General features: G+C 59.9%; 20 protein-coding genes and 2 pseudogenes. 14 read left to right on the top strand and 8 right to left on the bottom strand.

Translation table 11 applies throughout. The annotated features are described in order from the left end of the window. Nucleotides 1-327 precede the first annotated feature (327 nt). Both ACJ8HN_RS11005 and ACJ8HN_RS11000 read left to right on the top strand, forming a co-directional pair. Nucleotides 328-1,233, top strand: coding sequence for a bifunctional helix-turn-helix transcriptional regulator/GNAT family N-acetyltransferase (locus tag ACJ8HN_RS11005; RefSeq protein WP_033647012.1), 906 nt, complete (start codon nt 328-330; stop codon nt 1,231-1,233). An 84-nt stretch (nt 1,234-1,317) separates the two neighbouring features. Then, nucleotides 1,318-2,605: pseudogene (locus tag ACJ8HN_RS11000) on the top strand (SLC13 family permease). On the opposite strand, the gene dapF reads toward ACJ8HN_RS11000, so the two are convergent. The 3 genes from dapF to bhsA (ACJ8HN_RS10985) all read right to left on the bottom strand — a co-directional run bounded on the left by dapF (nt 2,580) and on the right by bhsA (ACJ8HN_RS10985) (nt 4,277). After that, nucleotides 2,580-3,455 carry a diaminopimelate epimerase gene (dapF, locus tag ACJ8HN_RS10995; protein ID WP_033647009.1) on the bottom strand — a complete coding sequence of 292 codons (876 nt, stop codon included), beginning with the start codon at nt 3,453-3,455 and terminating at the stop codon, nt 2,580-2,582. The pseudogene ACJ8HN_RS11000 and the gene dapF overlap by 26 nt on opposite strands. A 113-nt stretch (nt 3,456-3,568) precedes the next feature. Then, nucleotides 3,569-3,826 carry a multiple stress resistance protein BhsA gene (bhsA, locus tag ACJ8HN_RS10990; protein WP_033637577.1) on the bottom strand — a complete coding sequence of 86 codons (258 nt, stop codon included), beginning with the start codon at nt 3,824-3,826 and terminating at the stop codon, nt 3,569-3,571. A gap of 193 nt (nt 3,827-4,019) precedes the next feature. Beyond that, entirely contained in the window at nt 4,020-4,277 is a 258-nt protein-coding gene (gene bhsA, locus ACJ8HN_RS10985) for a multiple stress resistance protein BhsA (protein WP_033637578.1), read from the bottom strand. 176 nt (nt 4,278-4,453) lie between these two features. On the opposite strand from bhsA (ACJ8HN_RS10985), the gene ACJ8HN_RS10980 reads away from it, so the two are divergent. Beyond that, nucleotides 4,454-5,098 carry a TetR/AcrR family transcriptional regulator gene (locus ACJ8HN_RS10980; protein ID WP_033637579.1) on the top strand — a complete coding sequence of 215 codons (645 nt, stop codon included), beginning with the start codon at nt 4,454-4,456 and terminating at the stop codon, nt 5,096-5,098. A 35-nt stretch (nt 5,099-5,133) separates the two neighbouring features. Here ACJ8HN_RS10980 and ACJ8HN_RS10975 read toward each other — a convergent pair whose 3' ends face one another. The 4 genes and pseudogenes from ACJ8HN_RS10975 to ACJ8HN_RS10960 form a co-directional block, all read right to left on the bottom strand. Continuing rightward, nucleotides 5,134-5,952, bottom strand: a complete 819-nt coding sequence (locus ACJ8HN_RS10975) for a MetQ/NlpA family ABC transporter substrate-binding protein (RefSeq protein WP_033653453.1) — start codon at nt 5,950-5,952, stop codon at nt 5,134-5,136. Nucleotides 5,953-5,971: 19 nt separating this feature from the next. Then, nucleotides 5,972-6,640, bottom strand: coding sequence for a methionine ABC transporter permease (locus ACJ8HN_RS10970; RefSeq protein WP_033637581.1), 669 nt, complete (start codon nt 6,638-6,640; stop codon nt 5,972-5,974). Further along, nucleotides 6,633-7,658, bottom strand: a pseudogene (locus ACJ8HN_RS10965) (methionine ABC transporter ATP-binding protein). Before ACJ8HN_RS10965 ends, ACJ8HN_RS10970 begins: the two are co-directional and overlap by 8 nt. Nucleotides 7,659-7,922: 264 nt before the next feature. Continuing rightward, nucleotides 7,923-8,366 carry an acetyltransferase gene (locus tag ACJ8HN_RS10960; protein WP_015377088.1) on the bottom strand — a complete coding sequence of 148 codons (444 nt, stop codon included), beginning with the start codon at nt 8,364-8,366 and terminating at the stop codon, nt 7,923-7,925. A 241-nt stretch (nt 8,367-8,607) separates the two neighbouring features. Here ACJ8HN_RS10960 and ACJ8HN_RS10955 point away from each other — a divergent pair, with 241 nt between their 5' ends. The 3 genes from ACJ8HN_RS10955 (at nt 8,608) to ACJ8HN_RS10945 (ending at nt 11,305) form a co-directional block, all read left to right on the top strand. Further along, a complete protein-coding gene (locus ACJ8HN_RS10955) occupies nt 8,608-9,480 on the top strand; it encodes an oxygenase MpaB family protein (protein ID WP_004939498.1) in 873 nt (290 codons plus the stop codon). A 164-nt stretch (nt 9,481-9,644) separates the two neighbouring features. Then, nucleotides 9,645-10,748 (top strand): suppressor of fused domain protein, encoded by a 1,104-nt coding sequence (locus ACJ8HN_RS10950; RefSeq protein ID WP_308414472.1) that lies wholly within the window; start codon nt 9,645-9,647, stop codon nt 10,746-10,748. Between the two features lie 29 nt (nt 10,749-10,777). Continuing rightward, on the top strand, nt 10,778-11,305 hold the full coding sequence (locus tag ACJ8HN_RS10945; protein ID WP_060426465.1) for a cysteine hydrolase family protein: 528 nt from the start codon (nt 10,778-10,780) through the stop codon (nt 11,303-11,305). A 33-nt stretch (nt 11,306-11,338) separates the two neighbouring features. On the opposite strand, the gene ACJ8HN_RS10940 is transcribed toward ACJ8HN_RS10945, so the two are convergent. Then, entirely contained in the window at nt 11,339-12,214 is an 876-nt protein-coding gene (locus ACJ8HN_RS10940; RefSeq protein WP_049212844.1) for an NAD(P)-dependent oxidoreductase, read from the bottom strand. 279 nt (nt 12,215-12,493) lie between these two features. On the opposite strand from ACJ8HN_RS10940, the gene trpS reads away from it, so the two are divergent. From trpS to atzF, 8 genes are all read left to right on the top strand, one after another. Continuing rightward, the gene (gene trpS / locus ACJ8HN_RS10935; RefSeq protein ID WP_046686640.1) at nt 12,494-13,501 is read left to right on the top strand and encodes a tryptophan--tRNA ligase; all 1,008 of its coding nucleotides are present in this window, start codon (nt 12,494-12,496) and stop codon (nt 13,499-13,501) included. A 117-nt stretch (nt 13,502-13,618) separates the two neighbouring features. Beyond that, nucleotides 13,619-14,452: a phosphonate ABC transporter ATP-binding protein gene (gene phnC / locus ACJ8HN_RS10930; protein WP_038880081.1), complete on the top strand. Its 834-nt coding sequence runs from the start codon at nt 13,619-13,621 to the stop codon at nt 14,450-14,452. A gap of 41 nt (nt 14,453-14,493) precedes the next feature. Next, a complete protein-coding gene (gene phnD / locus ACJ8HN_RS10925; protein WP_025302014.1) occupies nt 14,494-15,426 on the top strand; it encodes a phosphonate ABC transporter substrate-binding protein in 933 nt (310 codons plus the stop codon). 78 nt (nt 15,427-15,504) lie between these two features. After that, nucleotides 15,505-16,368: a phosphonate ABC transporter, permease protein PhnE gene (phnE, locus tag ACJ8HN_RS10920; RefSeq protein ID WP_033637590.1), complete on the top strand. Its 864-nt coding sequence runs from the start codon at nt 15,505-15,507 to the stop codon at nt 16,366-16,368. Then, nucleotides 16,365-17,264, top strand: coding sequence for a phosphonate ABC transporter, permease protein PhnE (gene phnE / locus ACJ8HN_RS10915; protein WP_033637591.1), 900 nt, complete (start codon nt 16,365-16,367; stop codon nt 17,262-17,264). The genes phnE (ACJ8HN_RS10920) and phnE (ACJ8HN_RS10915) overlap by 4 nt, the downstream gene beginning before the upstream one ends. A gap of 108 nt (nt 17,265-17,372) precedes the next feature. Then, nucleotides 17,373-17,837 carry a DUF1456 family protein gene (locus tag ACJ8HN_RS10910; RefSeq protein ID WP_004939471.1) on the top strand — a complete coding sequence of 155 codons (465 nt, stop codon included), beginning with the start codon at nt 17,373-17,375 and terminating at the stop codon, nt 17,835-17,837. A gap of 188 nt (nt 17,838-18,025) precedes the next feature. Next, entirely contained in the window at nt 18,026-21,169 is a 3,144-nt protein-coding gene (locus ACJ8HN_RS10905; RefSeq protein ID WP_442523420.1) for a right-handed parallel beta-helix repeat-containing protein, read from the top strand. 253 nt (nt 21,170-21,422) lie between these two features. Then, nucleotides 21,423-23,252 (top strand): allophanate hydrolase, encoded by a 1,830-nt coding sequence (gene atzF, locus ACJ8HN_RS10900; protein ID WP_442523419.1) that lies wholly within the window; start codon nt 21,423-21,425, stop codon nt 23,250-23,252. Nucleotide 23,253: the final 1 nt, after the last annotated feature.

The following is a 23,253-nucleotide window of genomic DNA, read 5'->3' as shown; positions in this document are numbered from 1 at the left end:
ACATTGTTGTAACCTATTGGAATTCAATGAATTAGTATCGATTTTCTCTTGTCATCACAGCGTTTTCCACGATTGTGCATTTTTTGTCTGGGTTATTGTCTTTTTAATCGCAAACATATGGCCATTAATCCTGAAATATTTTAACTAATCAGTTTGTTGTATTGAGTAATGTTACGTTTTGCATCAACTCCTGTGTTATGCCGGGGTTCATGGCGGCTTGATGATCCGTTAAGGTAGTGAAAATTAGGTAACACTATCAACCAAATGTCATTTTTCATCGGCAGCTAATCGGGGATATCAATTGTGAACATCAGGGATTTCAGAGCATTGGCGCGCAGTTTGGTCAGAGAATTCGGTATGTTGAACAAGCAGAGCAACGGCTCGCGCTTTTCGCCGCTGCAGATCCATCTGATGATCGAAGTCAGCGAGCAGCCGCTGGGCGTCACCGAGCTGGCGGCCCGGCTTTGCATCGACAAGGCCAGCGCCAGCCGGGCGCTGCGCAGCCTGGTGGCCGCCGGCGTGATAGAAACGGTGGATCATCCGGATGACAGGCGGCACAACCTGCATCGGCTGAGTAAAAAGGGCGGCAAGGCGCTGGCCGGCATCGAGAGCGACGCCGACGGTTTTATGCAGGCAGCGCTGGCGCAGTTGGACGACGATGAGCTGGCGAGCACCACGGCGGCGATGAAAAAGATGACCGCGGCGCTGCGCAGCGCGCGCAAACAGCGCGACGCCAACCTGCGGGTGCGGCCGATCGCCGCGCGCGACGATGCGGCGATGGCGGCGATCATTCGCGACGTGTTTCGCGAGTACGGCATGGACAAGATGGAAGGGGTCAGCCTGCACGATCCGGATCTCGATCGGCTGACCGGCTTGTATCGCGACAACGGCGGCCACTACTGGGTGCTGGAGCGGGACGGGCAGGTGGTGGGGGGCGTCGGCATGGCGCCGCTGGCGGGCGAAGAGCCCGGCTATTGCGAGCTGCAGAAACTGTTCTTCAAGCCCGGCGCGCGCGGGCTGGGCATGGCGCGATATATGGTGGTGCAGGCGCTTAAGGCGGCGCGGGCGGCGGGGTATCGCTACTGCTACCTGGAAACCACCGAACAGTTGAAAGAGGCGATCGGGCTGTACTACGCGCTGGGGTTCACGCTGTTGACGGAACGGCGCGGCAACACCGGCCATCACGGCTGCAACGTGTGCATGCTGAAAAATCTGCAGAACGACGATATGTGAGCGGTTTCAAGGTTAGCGCCCGCGCCTTGTGCCACCCTGTTAACCGTTTGATAACAATCACAACGTTTTATCAGGGAGGAAACTATGTTGGGGGATCCGATGGCGCTGTCCGCGCTGGTCACGCTGGTGGTCATCGCGCTATGGGCCAGCGCCCGCTTACCGGAGTATCTGGTCGCGCTGCTGTTCTTCGCGGCGGTGATGGTGTTGCAGCTGGCGCCCGCCGCAGTGACCTTTTCCGGTTTCGCGTCTTCCGCATTCTGGCTGGTGCTCAGCGGTTTCGTGCTGGGCACCGCCATCCGCAGCACCGGCTTGGCGGATCGCCTGGCCAACCGACTCTTGCCGCACCTGGCCGCGCCTGGTGGGCGGCGTGGTGGCGATAAGCTACGCGCTGGCGTTTGTCATGCCTTCCAACATGGGGCGCATTACGCTGTTGATGCCGATCGTCATGGCGTTGGCCGATCGCGCCGGTCTGGCGGAGGGCTCGCGCGGCCGCATCGGTTTGGCGCTGGCGGTGGGATTCGGCACCTTCCAGCTCTCCGCCAGCATCCTGCCGGCCAACGTGCCCAACCTGGTGATGAGCGGCGCGGCGGAAAGCGCCTACGGCAGCCACTTCGCTTATCTCTCTTACCTGCTGTTGCACGCCCCGGTGCTCGGGGTTGCCAAAGGCGCGCTGCTGACGCTGTGCATCTGCGGCCTGTTCCGTGCGCGGCCGCAGCCGGTGGCGGCCGAGGCGGCGCAAACCCCGCTCAGCGCCGCCGAATGGCGGCTGATCGCGCTGTTGGGCGCCACGGTGTTGCTGTGGATGACCGACAGCTGGCACGGCATCGCTCCCGCCTGGATCGGGTTGGCGGCGGCCTGCTTGTGCCTGTTGCCGCGTATCGGGTTTCTCAACGGCGAGCAGTTCGCCGCCGGGGTTAATGTGCGCACCTGCATCTACGTGGCGGGGATCCTGGGGCTGACGGCGCTGGTCAGCCACTCGGGGCTTGGCGATCGGTTGGGCGGTGCGCTGCTGGCGATGATGCCGGATCTGCATGGCAAACCGTTCACCGCATTCGGTTCGCTGGTGGGGATCACCGCGTTGCTGAATTTCGTGGTGACCGCCAACGGCGTGCCGGCGCTGTTTACCCCGCTGGCGCAGGCGCTGTCCGCGGGCAGCGGCCTGCCGCTGCTGACGGTGCTGATGACCCAGGTGATCGGTTATGCCACGCCGCTGCTGCCGTATCAGGCTTCGCCGATCGTGGTGGCGATGGGGATTGGCAAAGTGCCGGCGCGCGAAGGGCTGAAGCTGTGCCTGCTGTTGGCCGCGCTCAGCTTTGCGCTGCTGGTGCCGTTGGACTATCTGTGGTTCAGGCTGCTGGGGTGGATCCCGTAAACAGCCCCGCGCCGCCGGCAAAACAATCTTCGTCCAGCGTCAGGGTGGCGATTTTATGCACCGGTCCGCGCATGCTGACCTGAAAATCGCCGCTGAAGGCGATCTGCAGTTCGCCGCCCGGCATCCGCACGCTAACCCGATCGCCGACTCGTCCCAACTTGCGCATCACGCTGGCGGCGGCGCAGCTGCTGCTGCCGGAGGCGAGGGTAAAACCGGCGCCGCGCTCCCAGATGCCGATGCGCAGCGTCTGGCGATCGACCACTTCCACCAGTTGTACATTGGTGCGTTTCGGGAACAGCGGATGGCGTTCAATCTGCGGTCCGAGCCGATGCACCTGCGCCAGATCCAGTTTCTCCACCGGCACCACGCAGTGCGGGTTGCCCATCGACACCAGCGAAACGCTTAACGTCTCCTCCCTCAGGGGCAGGGGATAGTTCAGCGCCTCCGGCAGATCGATCAAGGCCGGCAGCGCCGCCGGGCTGAAATTGGCGCGCCCCATCTCCACGGTTATCTGATGCGCGTCTTCCGCCACTTGGCAACGCACGTCGCCGCCGGCGGTGTGCACCAGAAACGGCTGATGCCCCACGCGCTCGCTGTCGAACAGATACCGCGCGTAGATACGCAGGCCGTTGCCGCTTTTCTCCGCTTCGGAGCCGTCCGGGTTGATGATGCGCAGGGTGGGATTGACGGCGTCGCCGCTGTCGATCAGCAGGCCGTCGGAACCGATGCCATAATGCGGGTGGCACAGCAGGCGGATCTGTTCCTGGCTCAGACGATCGGCGACCGAACGGTGGCATACCAGGTAGTCGTTGCCCAGGCCGTGATATTTGTGAAACAGCAGGGGAGTCATGTCGTTGCTCGGCTCAGCAAAAAAAGGTTGCTACAGCTTACAACAGAACGTTGGCGTCAAAACAAACAAAAGGCGGCCTGAGCCGCCCTTTTGCACGATTACCTATCTGGCAATTAATTGTAGATGATCGCGGTACCGTGCAGTTTGTTGTCGCCGGTGGTGGCGATGATCTGGAAGGATTTGGCGCCGGCCGCGTCGGCTTTGGCCGCCAGTTTGTTTTCCAGGCTGCTCAGGTCGGAAGCACCGCTGACGGTAACGACGCCGGTTTTTTGCAGATCGGCCGGTTGAGCGTTGACCAGTTCGGCGGCGAAGCTGCCGAAGGAGACGGAGGCCAGTGCGATGGCGGCGATGGTCATTTTCAGGTTTTTCATGGTCTTATTTCCTATCTATGTTCTTTACGATGTTTGTTTTGTAAGGTCGTTAAATTAATTAACGATCGATAATTTAATGTTAGATGCCGGTTTCACGGATTGCAAGTATTTTTTTAATGCTCGTTAATTAGTTTTTTTTGATGCCCTGGCGTCGGGAGCAGAATTTCTCGCGATCCGCTGGATTAATGTCTTGTTATTGATAGATTTCTGCGGTGCCATGCAGCTGGTTGTTACCGCCGGCGCCGATGATGCGGAAGGATTTGGCACCCGCCTGATCGGCTTTGGCGGCCAGGCTGCTTTCCAGCGAGGTCAGATCGGACGCGCCGCTGACGGTGATGACGCCCACTTTCTGCTGGTCTGCCGGTTGGTTCTGGACTAAATCGGCGGCGAAGCTGCCGAAGGAAACGCTGGCCAGAGTGAGAGCTGCTAAGGTTAATTTTAAGTTTTTCATAATGTTAATTCCTTTCCGATAACGGTGAATAGAGGGTTTTAATCCGCTTCGCTAAATTATCTTAACGATCGATAACTAAATGCTAATCGGTTCTCGACGAAGGCGCAATATTTTTTTATAATGATCGTTAATTTATTTGTGCTAACCCTGCCGTGGAGCGGGATAGGAGAGGAACGATGAGCATCAATGAAGAGGTTTGCGGCAAGAAAAGCCGCGGCAGACCGAAACAATTTGATCGCGACCGGGCGCTGGAAAGCGCGCTCGATCTGTTCTGGCGGCACGGTTATGAAGCCACCTCGCTGGCCGATCTGGTGGAAGTGACCGGCGCCAAGGCGCCGACGCTGTATGCGGAATTCGGCAACAAGGAAGGAATGTTCCGCGCGGCGGTGGAACGCTATCTGCAAAAATACACCACCTGCACCAACCAACTGTTGGAGCAGGATCTGCCGGTGGCCGAGATCGTCGAGGCCTACGTACGCTCTTCCGTCGAAGTGTTTACCGACCCCGATACGCCGTCAGGCTGCTTTATGGTGTGCGCCTCGGCCGCGCTGTCGTCGGCGTCCGACGACGTCGCCCAGATGCTGCGCAGGAAACATCATGCGCAGGAAGCGGCGCTGAAGGCCTGCTTCGATCGCAAGGTGCAGCAGGGCGAACTGCTGGCGAAAACCGACACCACGCTGCTGGCGAAATACGTGATTTGCACCATTGAAGGCATGTCGGTGCAGGCGCGCGAAGGGGCAAGCCGGAGCGATCTGCTGCGGTTGCTGGAGGCGTTGATGCTGGTGTGGCCGCGGCTCAGCCAGATTGGCAATAAGGTATAACAACCGGCCCGGCTTTTACCGGGCCGTGTAACCCATTATTGATTGACCGGGATCACCGCGCCCTGATATTTCTCGCGGATAAAGTCCTGAATCGGTTTGGAGTGCAGCACCTTCACCAGCGCCACGATCTCCGGTTTGTTCACGTCGGCCTGGTGCACGGTGATGATGTTGGCGTACGGGTTGTTTTCGCCGCTTTCGACCGCGATCGGATCTTTGGTCGGGTTCAGCCCGGCGTCGATGGCGTAGTTGGCGTTGATCACCACCGCGTCGCCTTCGTCGTTGTTGTACATCTGCGGCAGCAGCGCGCCCTCAACGTTGGCCTGGAATTTCAGATGTTTCGGGTTTTCCACCACGTCGGTGATGCGCGCGTCCACCTTGCTTACCCCCGGCTTCAGCTTGATCACGCCTTCCCGTTCAAAAATAGACAGGATGCGGCCTTCTTCCGCCACCGCGTCGCGCATGATGATTTTGCCGTTTTCCGGCAGATCTTTCAGGCTCTTGTACTTCTTCGAGTAGATGCCGATAGGCTCAATATGGATCGCGCCGGCGCTGACGAAGTCGTAGCTCTTGTCGTCGGCGTGGTCTTTCAGCACCGAGTTCAGATAAGGCACGTGCTGGAAGTAGTTGGCGTCGATGTCGCGGCTGGCCAAGGCGGTGTTCGGCAGGATGTAGTCCTGGAAGCGCTTGATCTGCAGATCGATGCCTTCCTTCGCCAGTATCGGCTTGGCCTGTTCGAGGATCTCGGCGTGCGGCACGTTGGAGGCGCCGACCACCAGCTTGGTCGCCGCGGCGGCGCCGTAAGAGGCGAGGGTGGCGACGGAGGCGAAAGCCAACATCAGTAGGTGCTTTTTCATCATCATTTTCCTTGGTTAATTAACGTTTATCGAGCGTTCTTGTCAGGGTGTCGCCGATGAACTGAATGACGAAAACGATCAGCAGAATCGTCAGCGTCGCCACCAGCGTCACGTCACTGTGGTTGCGTTGAAACCCTTCCAGATAGGCCAGGTTGCCCAGGCCGCCGGCGCCGATCACCCCGGCCATCGCGGTGTAGCTCACCAGCGCGATCAGGGTGACGGTGATGCCGGAAACCAGCGCCGGCGAGCTCTCCGGCAGCAATACGCGGAAAATCAGGGTGCGGTTTTTGGCGCCCATCGAGCGCGCCGCTTCGATCACCCCTTTGTCGACCTCGCGCAGCGCGATCTCTACCAGCCGGGCGTAGAACGGCGCCGCGCCGACGATCAGCGCCGGCAGGGCCGCGTCCGCGCCGAGAATGGTGCCGATCAGCGATTTGGTGAACGGGATCAGCAGCACGATCAGAATGATGAACGGAATGGAGCGGAAGACGTTGACCAGTACGGAGATCAGCGAGTAGACCGCCCGGTTCTGCCACAGCTGGCCTTTCGAGGTTAAAAACAGCAGCACGCCGAGCACGATGCCCAGCACTAGCGTGGCCAAACCGGCGATGCCGGTCATGTACAGCGTTTCCCAGGTGGCGTCCCACAGTTGGTCCAGACGCAGGTGGGGGAACAGGGATTCAATCATGTTGGATAACCTCGACGGCGATGTCTCTTTCGTGCAGCAGGCTGAGCATGTCGGCGACTTGTTGTTCGTTGCCTTCGGCGTGAATGTACAGTTCGCCGAACGAACCGTTGAGGGTGTGGCTGATCTTGCCGTGCAGAATGTTGATGGTCAGGGCGTAGCGCCGGATCACTTCGGCGATCACCGCCTGATGGGTTTGCACGCCCACGAAGGTCAGCTTGAAAATCGCCCCCGGCAGATGGGCGGTGAGCAGCGGGTTGAAGCTCTCTTCGGTATCCGCATACTGCGACACCTGTTTGACGAACTGCCGGGTGATCGGCTGCTGTGGCCGGGTGAACACGTCGAGCACCGGGCCTTCTTCGACGATGCGGCCGTTTTCCATCACCGCTACGCGGTGGCAGATTTTGCGCACCACGTGCATCTAGTGGGTGATCAGCACGATGGTCAATTTCAGCTGGCGGTTGATGTCCAGCAGCAGGTCGAGAATGGCGTCGGTGGTCTGCGGATCGAGCGCCGAGGTGGCCTCGTCGCACAGCAGCACGCTCGGGTTATTGGCCAGCGCGCGGGCGATACCGACGCGCTGTTTCTGGCCGCCGCTGAGCTGCGAAGGGTAGGCGTCTTCACGCCCCTGCAGGCCGACCAGCGCGATCAGTTCCGCCACGCGCGGCGCAATCTGCGCCTTGGGCACGCCGGCGATCTGCATGGAAAATGCGATGTTTTGGCTGACGGTGCGCGACCACAGCAGGTTGAAGTGCTGAAACACCATGCTGACTTTCAGGCGCGCCTGGCGCAGGTGGCTGCCTTTGGCGCGGGCGATATCGAAGCCGCCTACGTCAATGCGGCCGCTGGTGGGCGTCTCCAGGCCGTTAAGCAGGCGGATCAGCGTGCTTTTGCCGGCGCCGCTGTAGCCGATGATGCCGTAAATTTGCCCGGCCTCTACCGCCAGACTGACGTTGTCTACCGCCACGACGCGGCCCTGTGTGCTGTCAAAAGTTTTGCAAACGTTCGAAAGAACGATCATAACGAAGCGGATCCTTATCGATACATCACAGCATTCCGTCCAGAGCGCGGTGCGCCGGACAGGGATCGTTCGGCTTTTCGGCGGGCACAACCCGGCGGGGAGTGGCGGACGGAACCTCTGTTGCGGGTGAATACCGGGCAATCCTACCGAGGGTTTATAGTGACAGGAAGAATGTAAATTCTATTACTTATTCTGATTTGATATATAAAACGGCGGGTGAAACAGGGGGGGAGAAAACCGGCCGCAGGGCGGCCGGCGGGAGGGCTAGCGTTTGTCCAGCTTCATGTGCAGCAACGGGAACGGGTTGCCCTGGCCGTCGAGCGGCGAGCGGCCGGTGATGACAAACCCGTAGTGGCGATAGAAACCGCTGGCCTGCGGATTTTGCTCGTTCACGTCCAGCTGCAGCTCATCGTGCAGCGTTTCCGCATGGGTCAGCAGCGCTTTGCCCACCCCTTTGCCGCGCTGATCGGCGTCGATAAACAGCATCTCCACCTTGTTGCCGTTCAGGCCGATAAAGCCGCAGGGGTGCCCCGGCCGCTCTTCGGCCACCCAGACGTTAACCGCCGGCAGGTAGTCGTTCAGCACCAGCGGGAACAGCTGCGCGATGTTGTCTTCGGTTAAAAAATGGTGAGTGGCGCGTACCGAACGCAGCCAGATATCTGCCAATTGCGCGTTGTCTTCCGCCGCGCGTGCTCTGATGGTAATCATCGAACTCTCTGCTATCTAAGTTGGAGGAAAAAAACTAGATAGAGGTTTTGTGGGGTTAGTGCCGAATTAACGTGGGTTAACGCCCTGCAAAGCGCCTCTGCAGTGGATCGAATAGGCCCGCCTTCTCGCAAGCGGTATAACAACTGTAATTCAGCAAGTTAATGCTTTCAACCGCCGCAGGGCGCAATGAGGCGTTCGTCGCGTGATACACTGGCCGCTGAACCAGCAAGAGGGCGGCAGGATGGAAGCGGTACGGGCAGCGATAGAAAAACAGGTGCTCAGCCTGACCGGGCTGGCGCTCGGCGGCGTCGATTTTGAGAACCCGCCGGGCGATCCGGGCTTGTTCGGCCCGCAGTCTGTCATCTGGCAGGTACATCGCGACTTCACCCCGATGCTGTGCGGCGGCGTCAGCGCCTTGCTGCTGCAAATGCTGCACCCGCTGGCGCTGGCTGGGGTGTGGGATCACTCCAATTTTCGCGAAGATATGATCGGCCGCCTGCGCCGCACCAGCCAGTTCGTGTCGGTCACCACCTTCGGCCCGACCGCCGAGGCGCAGCGGCTGATCGCCAAAGTCAAAGCCATCCATCTGCGGGTGACCGGCGTCGGCAGCGACGGCACGCCTTATGCCGCCAGCGATCCGGCGCTGCTGACCTGGGTGCACGTGGCGGAGAGCAGCCGTTTTCTGGCCAGCCACCTGCGCTACCGCAACCCGCACCTTTCCCGCGATTTGCAGGATCAATACTATCGTGAAGCGGCGCGCGTGGCCGCCGCGCTGGGGGCGACGGCAATTCCTCAGTCCTGCGCGGAGGTCGAAGAATACCTGCAGGCGATGCGGCCGCAGCTGGTGTGCGATGAACGCACGCAAGAGGTGGCGCGCATTCTGCTGAAGGCGCCGGCGCCGAGCGCATTGGCGCGCCCCCTCGGCGGGGTGGTGATGCAGGCGGGCATCGATCTGTTACCCGATTGGGCGCAGCGGCAGTTCGGTTTTCATCCGGGCGCGCTGCGGCGGCGGCTGGTGCGAACGGGCGCCGCCGGTTTGGGCAAGGTGCTGGGCGCGTCGATGCGCAACGGTTCCTATCAGCGTGCGGTGCGGCGCATCACTCAGCCGTCATGAGCCGCAGCCGCTATAATTAGCCTTTGTTTATCTTCGTTTACGGCCGTTTTTGAGACTTTTACGGGTGATCCGGCCAGTAATGCGTTTTACACTTGGGGCAAAGCCACATTCCATTTTTTTGGCGCGCAGCCGATTCTGCCGCGCCCTGACCCTATTGAGGTGATATGAACGAGTCATACGTACTTGCTGAAGTCAGCAATGAGAACCAGACGCTGGTCGCGGTGGTTCAGCAAGATCACCGGGCAGCCTATTTTTACATCTATCCCGCCGAAGCCTACAGCGATCGCTATCAGGTGCGCGCCTGTTGGCTGCGCAATCTGGCCGCCGCGCCGCTGCAGGAGGATCGCGCCGCGCTGGAGCAGGGGCAACCGCCGATGCTGGCGGCGGAATTTTGCCGCAACCTGGAAGGGGAAGCGCCGCTGAACCCGGAAGGGCTGATGGTGGTGTGGAGCGAAAGCGACGACGGCGCGGCCCTGTGGTATTACGGCCAATTGCTGGCGGTGATCCCCGGCTGGAGCCTGTATATCGACCATTCGGTGTGCTATTCGGCCAGCTGCATCAAGGAGAGCCCGTTGGCCTATCCGCTCGGTTCGGCCTCGACCAACACGCAATATGCGCAGGCGGAAAGCACCCGCCAGTTTTGGCGCAGCTGGCAGCGTGAAGAGGGCAATCCGTGGCCGAAGATGCAGCGCGATTTTCAGGCGCGCTATGAGCAGCATTTCGGCCCTTCGGTAAAATACTACGCCATCGATCAGGGCAAGTGGCCGCCGATGGCCATCACCCAGCACGAGCGCGACGGCATCTATTACTTCCTCACCATGGGGGTCAGCATCCGGCCGATGCCGTGGGTGGAGATCCTGTTCAACGACGAGGCTTCGCGCTATCGCCGTATGGAGATGGCGATCGCCATCGACAGCCAATACATGACCGAAGACAACGCGGTGCAGATGGCCAGCGCGCTGGCCGGTTTCGCGCATGCGCCGTGGGCGCGGCTGACCTGGATCGGCGAAGGGCATACGCTGGAGTCGGACGTGGCGCCGCTGGGCTACGAAGGCTATATTTTATCGTCGTCCTTCTATCCGCATAACGCGCACCTGACTCTGCCGCAGCAGTACGGCGATCCGGTGAACCTGTTTTGGGCCAGCCCGGTGTTTACCGCTGAGCGCCAGCTGGCGCACGCCACGCCGAACGGCGGGCACGATCTGGTGAACCGGCTGCGCGAGCAGGGCGTCGACCATATTTTCCGCCCGCGCCAGCCGGTGTGCTGACGCCACTTATCTTCTCTTCGGGAGCCGCCATGACCAGCGCGCTGTTGATTATCGATGTGCAGGAAGGATTGTTTACGCCGCCGCCGGCGGATGCCGCGGGCACCGTTGCGCGTATCAACCAACTGAGCGAGCGCGCCCGCCGGGCGGGCGTGCCGGTTGTCGTGATTCAGCACCATACGCCGGACGACGAACTGCCGCACGGCAGCGCCGCCTGGCAAGTGCTCGCGGCGCTGAAGGTGGCGCCGGGCGATCATCGGGTGGATAAAACCACGCCGGACTCGTTCCTGCGCACTTCGCTCGGCGCGTTACTGATTGCCAACGGCGTATCGCAGCTGGTGGTTTGCGGCTACTCCACGCCGTTTTGCATCGACACCACGGTGCGCAGCGCAGCGGCGCACGGCTATCCGGTGACGCTGGCGGCTGATGCCCACACCTGCCACGACAAACCCTATGCCGACGGTCTGCTGATCCGCACCCACCATAACGAGACGCTGTCGAATATCGACAGCTTCGGCGTGCCGATCCGTGCCGTGCCCACGGCGGACATCGTGTTCTGAGAACGGAAAAACGGGGGCTAACGCCCCCGTTCGTTATTTCAGGCCCGCCCGCCGCGCCGCCACCTTGGCCAGCGCCGCCCAGTCCAGATCCGCATCCCCCTGCGCCATCGCGTCGAGGAAGTTGTCTTTCAGCACCCCGGCGAACGGCATCGGCGTATGGCTGTCGGCGCCGGCGGCCAGCGCCAGCCCGACGTCCTTCAGCCCCAGCGCCAGCCGGAACCCGGCGGGGGAATACTTCTCGGCGGCGATCAGCGCGCCATAGCCCTGATAGGCCGGGGCGGCGAAGACGGTGCCGCCCAGCATCTGCAGGTAGTCGGCGCCGGACACGCCGTAGTTGCGCACCAGCGCGCTGCCTTCCGCCATCGCTTCAATGGCGCTGGCCAGCGTAAAGTTGGTGGCGATTTTGACCACGTTGGCCTGCGCCGGATCGGCGCCGAAGTGCCAGGTTTTCTGGCCGAGGGCATCGAACAGCGGCTGCGCTTGCTTTAGCCGCTCGCTATCGCCGGCCGCCAGAATATTCAGCTTGCCGGCGGCGGCCACGTCGACCCGCCCCAGTACCGGCGCGGCGAGATAGCCGATGCCGTGTTCCGCATGCAGCGCCGTCAAACGCTTGGCGAGTTCGACCGAGATGGTCGCCATATTGATATGCAGCGCGCCCGGTTTCATCCGTTGCAGCAACCCGCTGTCGACCACCACCTGTTGCGTGGCGGCATCGTCGGCCAGCATGGTGATCAGCACGTCGGCATCGGCCAGCTGTTCCGGCCGTTCTGCCTGCCGTGCGCCGGCGCTCACCAGCGGCTGCGCCGCCTGCGGCGAGCGGTTCCATACCGTTAAGGCGAAGCCCGCTTGCAACAGGTTGGCCGCCATGGCGCTGCCCATCCCACCCAGTCCGGCAAATCCGATCTTCATCATGCGCTCCTTTTTCAGGTTGAAGGTTTTACCCTAGCGCGCCAGGCCAGGAACGCAAATGCCGGAGTGTAACGCCGTCTTACGCGCTATTGACGCGTTGCCGCTGCGGGTATACCTTGATGCCATGAATATATCGATGCACTCCACCCACAATCAGTCATGGTGGCGCCTCTTCTGAGGCGGCACGAGTATTCACATCTCTTATTAATGCCGCCGGTTTGGCGGCATTATTTTTTGTGGCGTTGATCCGGCGGTCTACAGACCTTCAGGAGCACTGTCATGAGCTACACCATTCTTACCGGCGATCGCGCCACCGGCCCACTGCATTTAGGCCACTTCGTCGGCTCGCTGCGCCAGCGCGTGGAACTGCAGCACCAGCATAACCAAACGGTGATGGTGGCGGATCTGCAGGGTCTGACCGACAACGGTAACAACCCGCAAAAAATCAGCGCCAACGTGCTCAACGTGGTGGCCGACTATCTGGCGGTGGGCATCGATCCGCATAAGACCACGATCTGCCTGCAGTCGGCGCTGCCGGCGTTGGCCGAGCTGACGATGTACTACCTTAATCTGGTCAGCGTGGCGCGGCTGGAGCGCAACCCGACGGTGAAAAACGAAATCGCCGAGAAGGATTTCGCCCGCAGTTTGCCGGCCGGTTTTTTGATCTATCCGGTCAGCCAGGCGGCGGACATCACCGCCTTTGGCGCCACCCACGTGCCGGTCGGTGAGGATCAACTGCCGATGCTGGAGCAAACTAATGAGATCGTGCGGCGTTTCAACCACATCGTCGGCCAACCGATATTAACGGAGTGCCAGCCGCTGTTGAGCAACGTCGGGCGTCTGCCGGGGCTGGACGGGCAGGGCAAGATGTCGAAATCGCGCGGCAACGCCATCCAGCTTGGCGCCGGCGCCGACGAGGTGCACAAGGCGGTGATGAGCATGTTCACCGACCCCGGCCATCTCAACGTCAGCGATCCCGGCCGGGTGGAGGGCAACATGGTGTTCACCTACCTGGACGCCTTCTGCGAAGACGCCGCGCTGGTGGCGGATCTGAAGGCGCACTATCGGCGCGGCGGGTTGGGGGACGTGAAAATCAAACGGCTGCTGGAGGATTGCCTGCAGAGCCTGCTCGAGCCGATCCGCACCCGCCGCGCCGAATTCATCGCCGATAAAGGCGAGCTGACGCGCATCCTGCAGCACGGCACCCGCCGCGCGCATCAGGTCAGCCAGCAGACGCTGCAACAGGTCAAGACGGCGCTGGGGCTGGACTTCTTCACCCTGGCGTGAGGCGAACGCCGGGGCGGCACGCGTCACGCTCCGGCCATAAAACCATCATCCCACTGTCATAAACTTATCCGTTAATAGGTGCCCATAATGATTAGCCACTGAAACCAGAGAAATCATATGGCTCAGGCACTGTTAAAATTGGCACAGCACGACTTTCCAGGGCAGCACGCCGCCGCATCCCGCAAAGTATTATCGGTAAAGGGACTCGGCAAGGCCTACAAAGCGCAGCAGCGCGTGCTGGATGACATCAATTTCGATCTGCACGCCGGCGAATTCGTGGCGGTGATCGGCCGCTCCGGCGCGGGCAAGTCCACGCTGCTGCACACCCTGAACGGCACCATTCCTTCCAGCTGCGGCGAGATGCTGCACTTCGAAGACGATGGCGCGGCGCAGGATATCGCCCAGCTGGCCGGCCGCCAGATGCGCCAGTGGCGCGCGCGCTGCGGCATGATCTTCCAGGACTTCTGCCTGGTGCCGCGGCTGGACGTGATGACCAACGTGCTGCTGGGCCGCCTGAGCCACACTTCCACTCTGAAATCCTTCTTCAAACTGTTCGATGACGCCGACCGCGCGCGCGCCATCGAGCTGTTGCAGTGGCTCAACATGCTGCCGCACGCGCTGCAGCGCGCCGAGAACCTCTCCGGCGGCCAGATGCAGCGCGTCGCCATCTGCCGCGCGCTGATGCAAAACCCGCAAATCCTGCTGGCCGATGAGCCGGTCGCGTCGCTCGATCCGAAAAACACCCGCCGCATCATGGACGCGCTGCAGAAAATCAGCGAAGACGGCATCGCGGTGATGGTGAACCTGCACTCGGTCGAACTGGTGAAAGAGTATTGCTCGCGGGTGATCGGCATCGCCCACGGGAAGATCGTGTTTGACGGGCATCCTTCGCAACTGAACGAACGGATCCTGCACCAGCTGTATGGCGAAGAAGCCAATCAGATCCATTGAAGCACTTTTGACCTTTACCCTTTACACACAAGGCACACCTAATGAAAAAAGTATTGAGTCTGACCACCCTGATGGCCGGCGCGATGATGGTATTTAATGCTGCCGCAGCGGATGCGCCGAAAGAGCTGAACCTGGGCATTCTCGGCGGCCAGAACGCCACCCAGCAGATCGGCGATAACCAGTGCGTGAAGCAGTTCCTGGACAAAGAGCTGAACGTCGATACCAAGCTGCGCAACTCGTCCGACTATTCCGGCGTGATCCAGGGCCTGCTGGGCGGCAAGATTGACCTGGTGCTGAGCATGTCTCCGTCGTCGTTCGCCTCGGTCTACATCAAGGATCCGAAAGCGGTGGACATCGTCGGCATCGCGGTCGACGACGTCGACCAGTCGCGCGGCTACCACTCGGTGGTGGTGGTGAAGGCCGGCAGCCCCTACCAGAAACTGGAAGATCTGAAGGGCAAGGCCATCGGCTTCGCCGATCCGGATTCCACCTCCGGCTTCCTGATCCCGAACCAGGCGTTTAAAAAGCTGTTCGGCGGCACGGTTGACAACAAATACAACAACACCTTCTCCAGCGTCACCTTCTCCGGCGGCCACGAGCAGGACATCCTCGGCGTGCTGAACGGCCAGTTCGAAGGCGCGGTGACCTGGGCGTCGATGATCGGCGACTACAACACCGGCTACACCAGCGGCGCGTTCACCCGCATGATCCGCATGGATCATCCGGACCTGATGAAGCAGATCCGCATCATCTGGCAGTCGCCGCTGATCCCGAACGGCCCGATCCTGGTGAGCAACTCGCTGCCGGCCGACTTCAAGGCCAAAGTGGTCACCGCCATCAAGAAGCTGGATAAAGACGATCACCAGTGCTTTATCAAAGCGATGGGCGGCAAGCAGCACATCGGCGACACCACCCTGGCGGAATACCAGACCATCATCGATATGAAGCGCGAGCTGACCAAAGGCGACCGTTAATTCCCGGCTGCCTCGGCCGTCCGAATGAAGGGGTTCAGCGTGCTGAGCCCCTTGTTCCATAAAGATGGAAGACCTCTTTTGAATACCGATTTCGCACATTATTACCAACGGATCCGCAGCAAGCAAAAGCGCGAAGCGCTGCTGTGGTCGCTCGGGCTGGTGGCGCTGTACCTGGGCGCCGGCAACCTCGCCGAGTTCAACCTGCACACCGTTTGGGTGTCTATTCCGCACTTCTTCGACTACCTGGCCGAAACCATTCCGACGCTGCACTGGCCTCTGCTGTTCGCCGACGGGCGCACCGAGGGCTCGCTGGCCTACTGGGGTTACCGCCTGAATATCCAGCTGCCGCTGATCTGGGAGACCCTGCAGCTGGCGCTGGCGGCGACCATTTTCTCGGTGCTGGTGGCGACCGTGCTGGCGTTTCTGGCGGCCGGCAACACCTATACCCCGGCTTCGGTGCGGCTGGCGATCCGCACGCTGGTGGCGTTTTTGCGCACCATGCCGGAGCTGGCGTGGGCGGTGATGTTCGTGATGGCGTTCGGCATCGGCGCCATTCCCGGCTTCCTGGCGCTGGCGCTGCACACTATCGGCAGCCTGACCAAGCTGTTCTACGAATCGATCGAAACCGCCTCCAACAAACCGGTGCGCGGGCTGGCGGCCTGCGGCGCCACGCCGCTGCAGCGCATGCGTTTCGGCCTGTGGCCGCAGGTGAAACCGGTGTTTCTTTCCTACAGCTTCATGCGGCTGGAGATCAACTTCCGCCAGTCGACCATTTTGGGGCTGGTGGGGGCGGGCGGCATCGGCCAGGAGCTGATGACCAACATTAAACTCGACCGCTACGATCAGGTCAGCATGACGCTGCTGTTGATTATCGTGGTGGTTTCCGTGCTCGACTACGTGTCGGGCGAGCTGCGCAAGCGCGTGGTGGAGGGGGCAAAATGATAGCGGGCACTCCGGCGTCGGCGGAAACGCTGCGCCAGTTGAAACAGCAGCATCCGGCGATCTTCGCGCAGCAGGGGCGCTACCTGCGCACCGTTGGCCTGATCGCGCTGGCGATCGTGCTGTACTACGTGTTCTTCTTCCTGGTGTTCGGCATTACCTGGCCGCAGTTTATCAACGGCTGTCAGCAGCTGGGGCGCTATTTCCTGCGCATGTTCGTCTGGCACGACTTCGTCAACTGGCCGTTCATGTACTACTTCCAGCAGATCGGCATCACCATCGCCATCGTGTTCGCCGGCACCATTACCGCGTCGCTGATCGCGCTGCCGCTGTCGTTCTTCGCCGCACGCAACGTGATGTCGACGCCGCTGCTGCGGCCGATCTCCGTGCTGGTGCGCCGCTTGCTGGACGTGCTGCGCGGTATCGACATGGCGATCTGGGGGCTTATCTTCGTGCGCGCCGTCGGCATGGGGCCGCTGGCCGGGGTGTTGGCGATCGTGATGCAGGACGTCGGGCTGCTGGGCAAACTGTACGCCGAAGGGCACGAGGCGGTGGACAAGTCCCCCAGCCGTGGCCTGACGGCGGTAGGCGCCAACGGGTTGCAGAAGCACCGCTACGGCATCTTCACTCAATCGTTCCCCACCTTCCTGGCGCTCAGCCTGTACCAGATCGAGTCCAACACCCGCTCTGCGGCGGTGCTGGGCTTCGTCGGCGCCGGCGGCATCGGCCTGGTGTACGCGGAGAACATGCGGCTGTGGAACTGGGACGTGGTGATGTTCATCACCCTGATCCTGGTGGTGGTGGTGATGATCATGGATAAGGTCTCGTCGATGCTGCGCAACAAGTACATCATCGGCGAAGACATCCCGCTGTATCAGCAAAAAAGCCAAATCGATTGAGAAACCCCTTGCCGATCCCTATACTGCCGCACATTCAAGGTGTGTGGCAGTCATTTCGTTTCGCAATGTGCGCACGTCCCCGTTAGACAAATAAGGCAATGCAATCCCATGATGAACAACGACGTGCTGCGCAGCGTGCGCTATATGCTGAGCATTAACAACGCCAAAATGGTCGAGATTATCAAACTGGACGATTTCGAGGTGGCGGTGTCGGCGATGGACGCTTACGTGATCAAAGAAGGCGAGCCGGGCTACGAGAAGTGCCCGGACGAAGTGATGGCGCACTTCCTCAACGGCCTGGTGTTCTTCAAGCGCGGCAAGGACGACAAGTTCCCGGCGCCGGCGGTTGAGCTGCCGATCACCAATAACCTGGTGCTGAAAAAGCTGCGCGTGGCGTTTGAGCTGAAAGACACCGATATGCACCAGATCTTCACCGCGGTGGACTTCCGTATCTCCAAGCCGGAGCTGAGCGCGCTGTTCCGCAAAGAAGGCACCAAGAACTACCGTCCGTGCGGCGATCAGATGCTGCGCTACTTCCTCAAAGGGCTGGCGCAGCGCGTTCGCGGCGAGTAGCGCGCAGCGTTCATCGAACATCGGGCGCAATCGCAAGGTTGCGCCTTTTTTTTTGCCGCTCTCCCGCCCGCCGTTGTTGTACTGGCTCTCAACCATCCGCCATCGATGGAGGGCGGGCCGCCCCTCCGGTTACTTTTTTAGGGTTCGTTCAATGTCGATTGAAACGTCAAATCCAGAGGAGTAATTCAATGGCTCAAATGTCAAAAGAAGATCAGCAGTTCAACGCAGGAAATACCGCCGTTCAGGTCAATGACGGCGGCGAATTCGCTGAATATACCCCTGAACAGTTCGGTGCCGTAGGAGATGGTCTGGCCGATGATCGAGAGGCTGTCAGCGCCATGTTCGCTAAAGTGGCTATTGACGCCGCTAAATCGATAAAAAAACGTCAGGTCAGAATGGCGAATGTTTATAGATTGACGCTGGGTACGGCTTGGCAGCCTTTGCAGATCCCCAGCAACTGCCATGTTTATGGCGGTGGTGAAATTCACCTGGATGACGATACGCCTCAAATCAACATTTTTAATACCGTTGAGCAGTCGAATTTTATCGTAGAAGATCTGAGGATCACGAGAAAGGTGACTCAGAAAGATGCAGATCCTATTTGGTGGTACGCCACTCGCGCGTGTACCGGCATGGCTTTCACCCGTTGTGAAAACTTCACCGTGAGAAATTGCGTCATCAGTATGCATACTGATGCTTTGGGCCTTTCTGACTGTACGTCCGTTACCCTTGAGAACAATTTACTTAAAGATCTGGGAGAGGAACCTATCGCGGTTCGTGGAGGTCGCCATATCACGATCCAGAATAACGAGCTGACGAATCACCAGGGTGATGGGATCCTGCTGAAAACGGGCGTGAACAGAGAGGCTTATGACATATTAATCGTGAACAATCATATTCACGACGGGCACAAGCCTGCGAAACCGGCAGGGGCAGGGCACACGCAAAGAGGGGGCGGGGTGACGCTGAATAACGAGGTGACCGGCACGCCTCATTCATTCACTAACCTGACCGTTGCCAATAACCATATTGTTAATACCAGCTATGGCATCGCGCTGGGTGGAATCAGTGACATTAATATCTCTAATAACTACATCAAAACGATCGAAAGGTTCGGCATTCAGATAGACTATTCCTTAGTAAATAACCCCAGCAAAATCCCTACGAATAATTCCCGAATCATTGGGAATCACGTGGAAGATACCGTTGAGAATGGCATCGACTATCACGGCAATAACGATATTTCTGTCGCGGAGTCTGTTATCGCAGATAACTTTTTAAATTTCTGTGGTACCTCCACGGCGTCGGCCTTCAATGGCATTGCCGCAACGGAGGCGACCCTTTCAGGTAATATTATCAATAACTGTAAGGTCGCCTTGTTCGCCAATAGCTGCGTGATGACCGGTAACAAAATAACCAACTCCGGATGGACCAGTAGCCAGGTGTGGATCAAGCTCTATGGCGACCGCACGGTGTTTTCCGGCAATCGGGTAACGGACTCTGGTTTTGGTTATATCCGCTTTTTGAATGGGAAAAACGCCATTATTGAAGGGAATGTGATTAAGCTTGCCTCGCCTGCTCGTGCACTGGAGTTAGGCGGGGCATTTGACGAAACGACCCTCATTGGCAAGAACGTCTGGGATTGCGCTTTTAAATCGATTCTCTCTACGATTGCTGGGGTGACGGGCAATCGACTCATTCAGTATTCCTTCCCGAATGAAGGCGTGGCACACATTACCCCGCAGATGTTCGGCGCGAAGGGCGATTGGAATGATACAGCTGGTGTTGGTACAGATGATACGCAGGCGTTTAAACAGGCTATCGCTTATGCGATTAATCAAGGCTACAAGAAACTCTATGTTCCCGCTGGCAACTATTACATTACGGATACGTTAAATTTAGGGGGAGAAAACTACATCGGAGATAAAGGCATTGCGATAGAGGGGGAAAATTGGATTAGTACGAAATTCTTCTTTAAGCCGACGTCTAATGATCATGCGTGTTTTGAGTCGAAAGGCGGTTCCGGGATCCATACCAACAGATATATCAGCGACGTGACGATTACGCCGGCCAAGGGCGCGTTATATACGGGCACCGGCTATCGGATCAATGGTTCCTGCTTCATGCGGCATGAAAGACTGCTGATTATGAAGTTTTTTGTGAATCTACATCTGTTAAACGGCTATGCCGGTGCGTTTACCGAGTTCGTAAATTTTCACTCTTGCCGGTTCCACCGCGGCCTGTCCAACATATTGATGGAGAGCAATGGCGGGGATAGCTCCTTCCACGGCGTGGGGTTCCACGAAATTCAATGTCAGATAAAAGTTTCCGGCAATCCGGGCGATGGTGGCACAAATACGGATGCCGGCGTAGGGCTGGAGCTGAGAGGAAACGCCAACAGGGTGCGGTGGTACAACGGTTTCTGCTATATCCACCTGTTCGGCGGCGTCGGCGCTACGGCTATTAAACTCACCCGAACTGACACCGATAACATCTTGGGGCAGTTTACTTGCGAAGGTGAAACCATTCTTCAGAGTGATGGAAGCACTTTTGAATGCCGAGGCGGTTTCTATAATGTGAGTAATACCACTTACAATGTGGCGGCAGAGCCGGTAAACGGCATCGCGGCGGCATTTGTATTTGATAACATGATGAGCAATACGACAAGATTCGCCAACGCGGCAATCGCCGATATGGCTCCGAGGCAGCTTCCGTGGTCCTTGGCGGACAGAGCCAGCACTGGCGCTTATCCAGTCATTTTTCATGGCATCAAGGGTGAATCCGATAACCTGTTCTATGCCGCCAGAGGAGGGAATACCAACTACCATTACTTTGGCGGCATTTCTCCAGGCAAAAACCTTCAGGGATTTGAACCAGGCGTCAGGTTGGCTCAGGACGGGGCTTCTTTCATTAGTTTTGCACCTAAGTTTACGCTCGGCGCTAATAACAATACGACCAGCAGTGGCGTATCCATCTCCCCTGCGGATTTATCGCCGCAGAAGGATATCGCGACCGCCTTAGGACAACCTTCATTCAAATGGAGCGGGTTGTACACTAAGCAGTTAACGGTTGCGGATAATGGCATTTACCCGGCCGGCAACGGTGCTTATCCTATTGGCGGGCCGAATAACCAATTCTCCACTGGCCACATAAAAGTGTTGAATATTTATGATTCAGCGAACGTGAACGGAGATCCCATAGGTGTCAGAGTCGCCGTCCCCGCTTCGGCCGCCGCCCCCGGTAAAGTCGGTCAATGGTCGGCAGATTCCGCATTCTTTTATGTTTGCACGGCGGCCAATACCTGGAGAAGGATCGCGTTAGAAAATTGGTAGCAACCTGGCCTGCAACATATTGCGTATTGATCCACATCCCCCTCCCGGGGCGGCGAGCGTCGTCGCCCCGGTTTTCCTCTGCATCATCCCCTTATTGCACTCTTTTTGTTCTCCCGCTGCGCGCCGCTGGTGCAGGCCGTTCGCCGTCGTCGTCATAAGTTTTAATTATAATTTATTGAAATCATGAGATTAAAAATTGGCACGCCGGTTGCTATGTTGAATCCCATCTTGTGTACCAGATGGAATTCAGCCGATGAGCGACCCTGTTGAAACGTGCGGTTTTACCCTCAGTGAATGGCAGCACCATTATCAAACCCGTCCGGCGGGCGAGCGCCTCGCCTGCGTCAGCGCCACGATCGAAGCGCTGGTCGCCGATTTGGATTCAGACGACAACGCCTGGCTGTATCTCGCCACCCCGGCGCAGCGCGAGCGGCAGTATCGGCAACTGGCACAGAGGCTCGAAGCAGTCGCCGGCGATCTCAGCCGCCTGCCGCTGTTCGGCGTGCCCTTCGCCATCAAAGACAATATCGACGTCGGCGGCTGGCCGACCAGCGCCGCCTGCCCGGCGTTCACCTATCAGGCCGCGGCGGACGCCACCGTGGTTGCCAACCTGCGCGCCGCCGGGGCGATCGCCCTCGGTAAAACCAACCTCGACCAGTTCGCTACCGGGTTGGTGGGCACCCGCTCACCTTATGGCGCAGTGGTCAACAGCTTCGACAGCCGCTACGTCAGCGGCGGCTCCAGCTCCGGCTCCGCCTCGGTGGTGGCGCGCGGCCTGGTGCCGTTTGCGCTGGGCACCGACACCGCCGGTTCGGGCCGCGTGCCCGCCGGGTTCAATAACATCGTCGGGCTGAAGCCGACCAAAGGGCGGTTGTCCAACCGCGGCGTGGTGCCGGCCTGCCGGTTGAACGATACGGTATCGGTCTTCGCGCTGACGGTGGCCGATGCGGCGCAGGTGGCGGAACTGGCGAGTGGCTTTGACGCGGCAGATCCGTATTCCCGCCCCGATCCGCATACCGCGCCGGCGGATATTCCCGCCGCGCCGCGTTTCGCCATCCCCGCCCAGCTGGAGTTTTTCGGTGACGTTCAGGCCGAGCGGGCGTTTCACCGCGCGCTGGCGCAGCTGCAGGCGGGCGGCGCCACGCTGGAACCCCTCGATTTCGCGCCGTTTCGCACCCTGGCAGAGCAGCTGTATTACGGCCCCTGGGTGGCGGAGCGTACGGTGGCGATTGAGCAGGTGCTGGAAGCGAGCCCGCAGGCTATCGACCCGGTGGTGCGCGGCATCGTCGGCAACGGCCTGGGCTACAGCGCCTGCGACGCCTACAAAGCGGAATACCTGCGCGCCGAGCTGGCGCGGCAGATCGCCCAGCGGCTGGCGCCGTTCGACGCGCTGGTGGTGCCGACCGCGCCCACTATTCGCACCCTGGCGGAGATGGCGCAGGAGCCGGTGCTGTTCAATTCGCAGTTCGGCACTTACACCAATTTCACCAACCTGGCCGATCTGAGCGCGCTGGCGCTGCCGGGGCCGCTGCGCGAAGACGGGCTGCCGGCGGGCATCACCCTGATTGCGCCCGCTTGGCATGACCGGGCGCTGGCGGCGTTTGGCCTGCGCTGGCAACGGCAAAGCGCCTTGCCGCTCGGGGCAACCGGCCGGGCATTGCCGCCGCAGCCGGCGCCGGCCCCGTCTTCGGGACACGTGCGTCTGGCGGTAGTGGGCGCTCACCTCAGCGGTATGCCGCTCAACGTCCAGCTGACGCAGCGCGATGCGGTGCGGGTGGAGCAAACCGTCACCGCTCCCTGTTACCGCCTGTACGCGCTGGCCGATACCGAGCCGCCGAAGCCGGGGATGGCGCGTGTGGCGCAGGGAGCGGCGATCCGTCTTGAGCTGTGGGACATCCCGCTGGCCCGTTTCGGCGAGTTTGTGGCGGAAATTCCGGCGCCCTTGGGTATCGGCACGCTGCTGCTGGCGGACGGCCGGCGGGTGAAGGGGTTTATCTGCGAAGCCTGGGCGCTGGAAGGCGCCACGGATATTACCGAGTTTGGCGGCTGGCGCGACTATCTCGCCGGCGTTAAGGGGGCATGAA

This window comes from Serratia sp. CY29653 (assembly GCF_052169255.1).
GTDB classification, from domain to species: Bacteria; Pseudomonadota; Gammaproteobacteria; order Enterobacterales; family Enterobacteriaceae; genus Serratia; species Serratia sarumanii.
The sequence above is the reverse complement of the archived record's forward strand: the minus strand, read 5'-3'. Positions and strand labels throughout refer to the sequence as shown.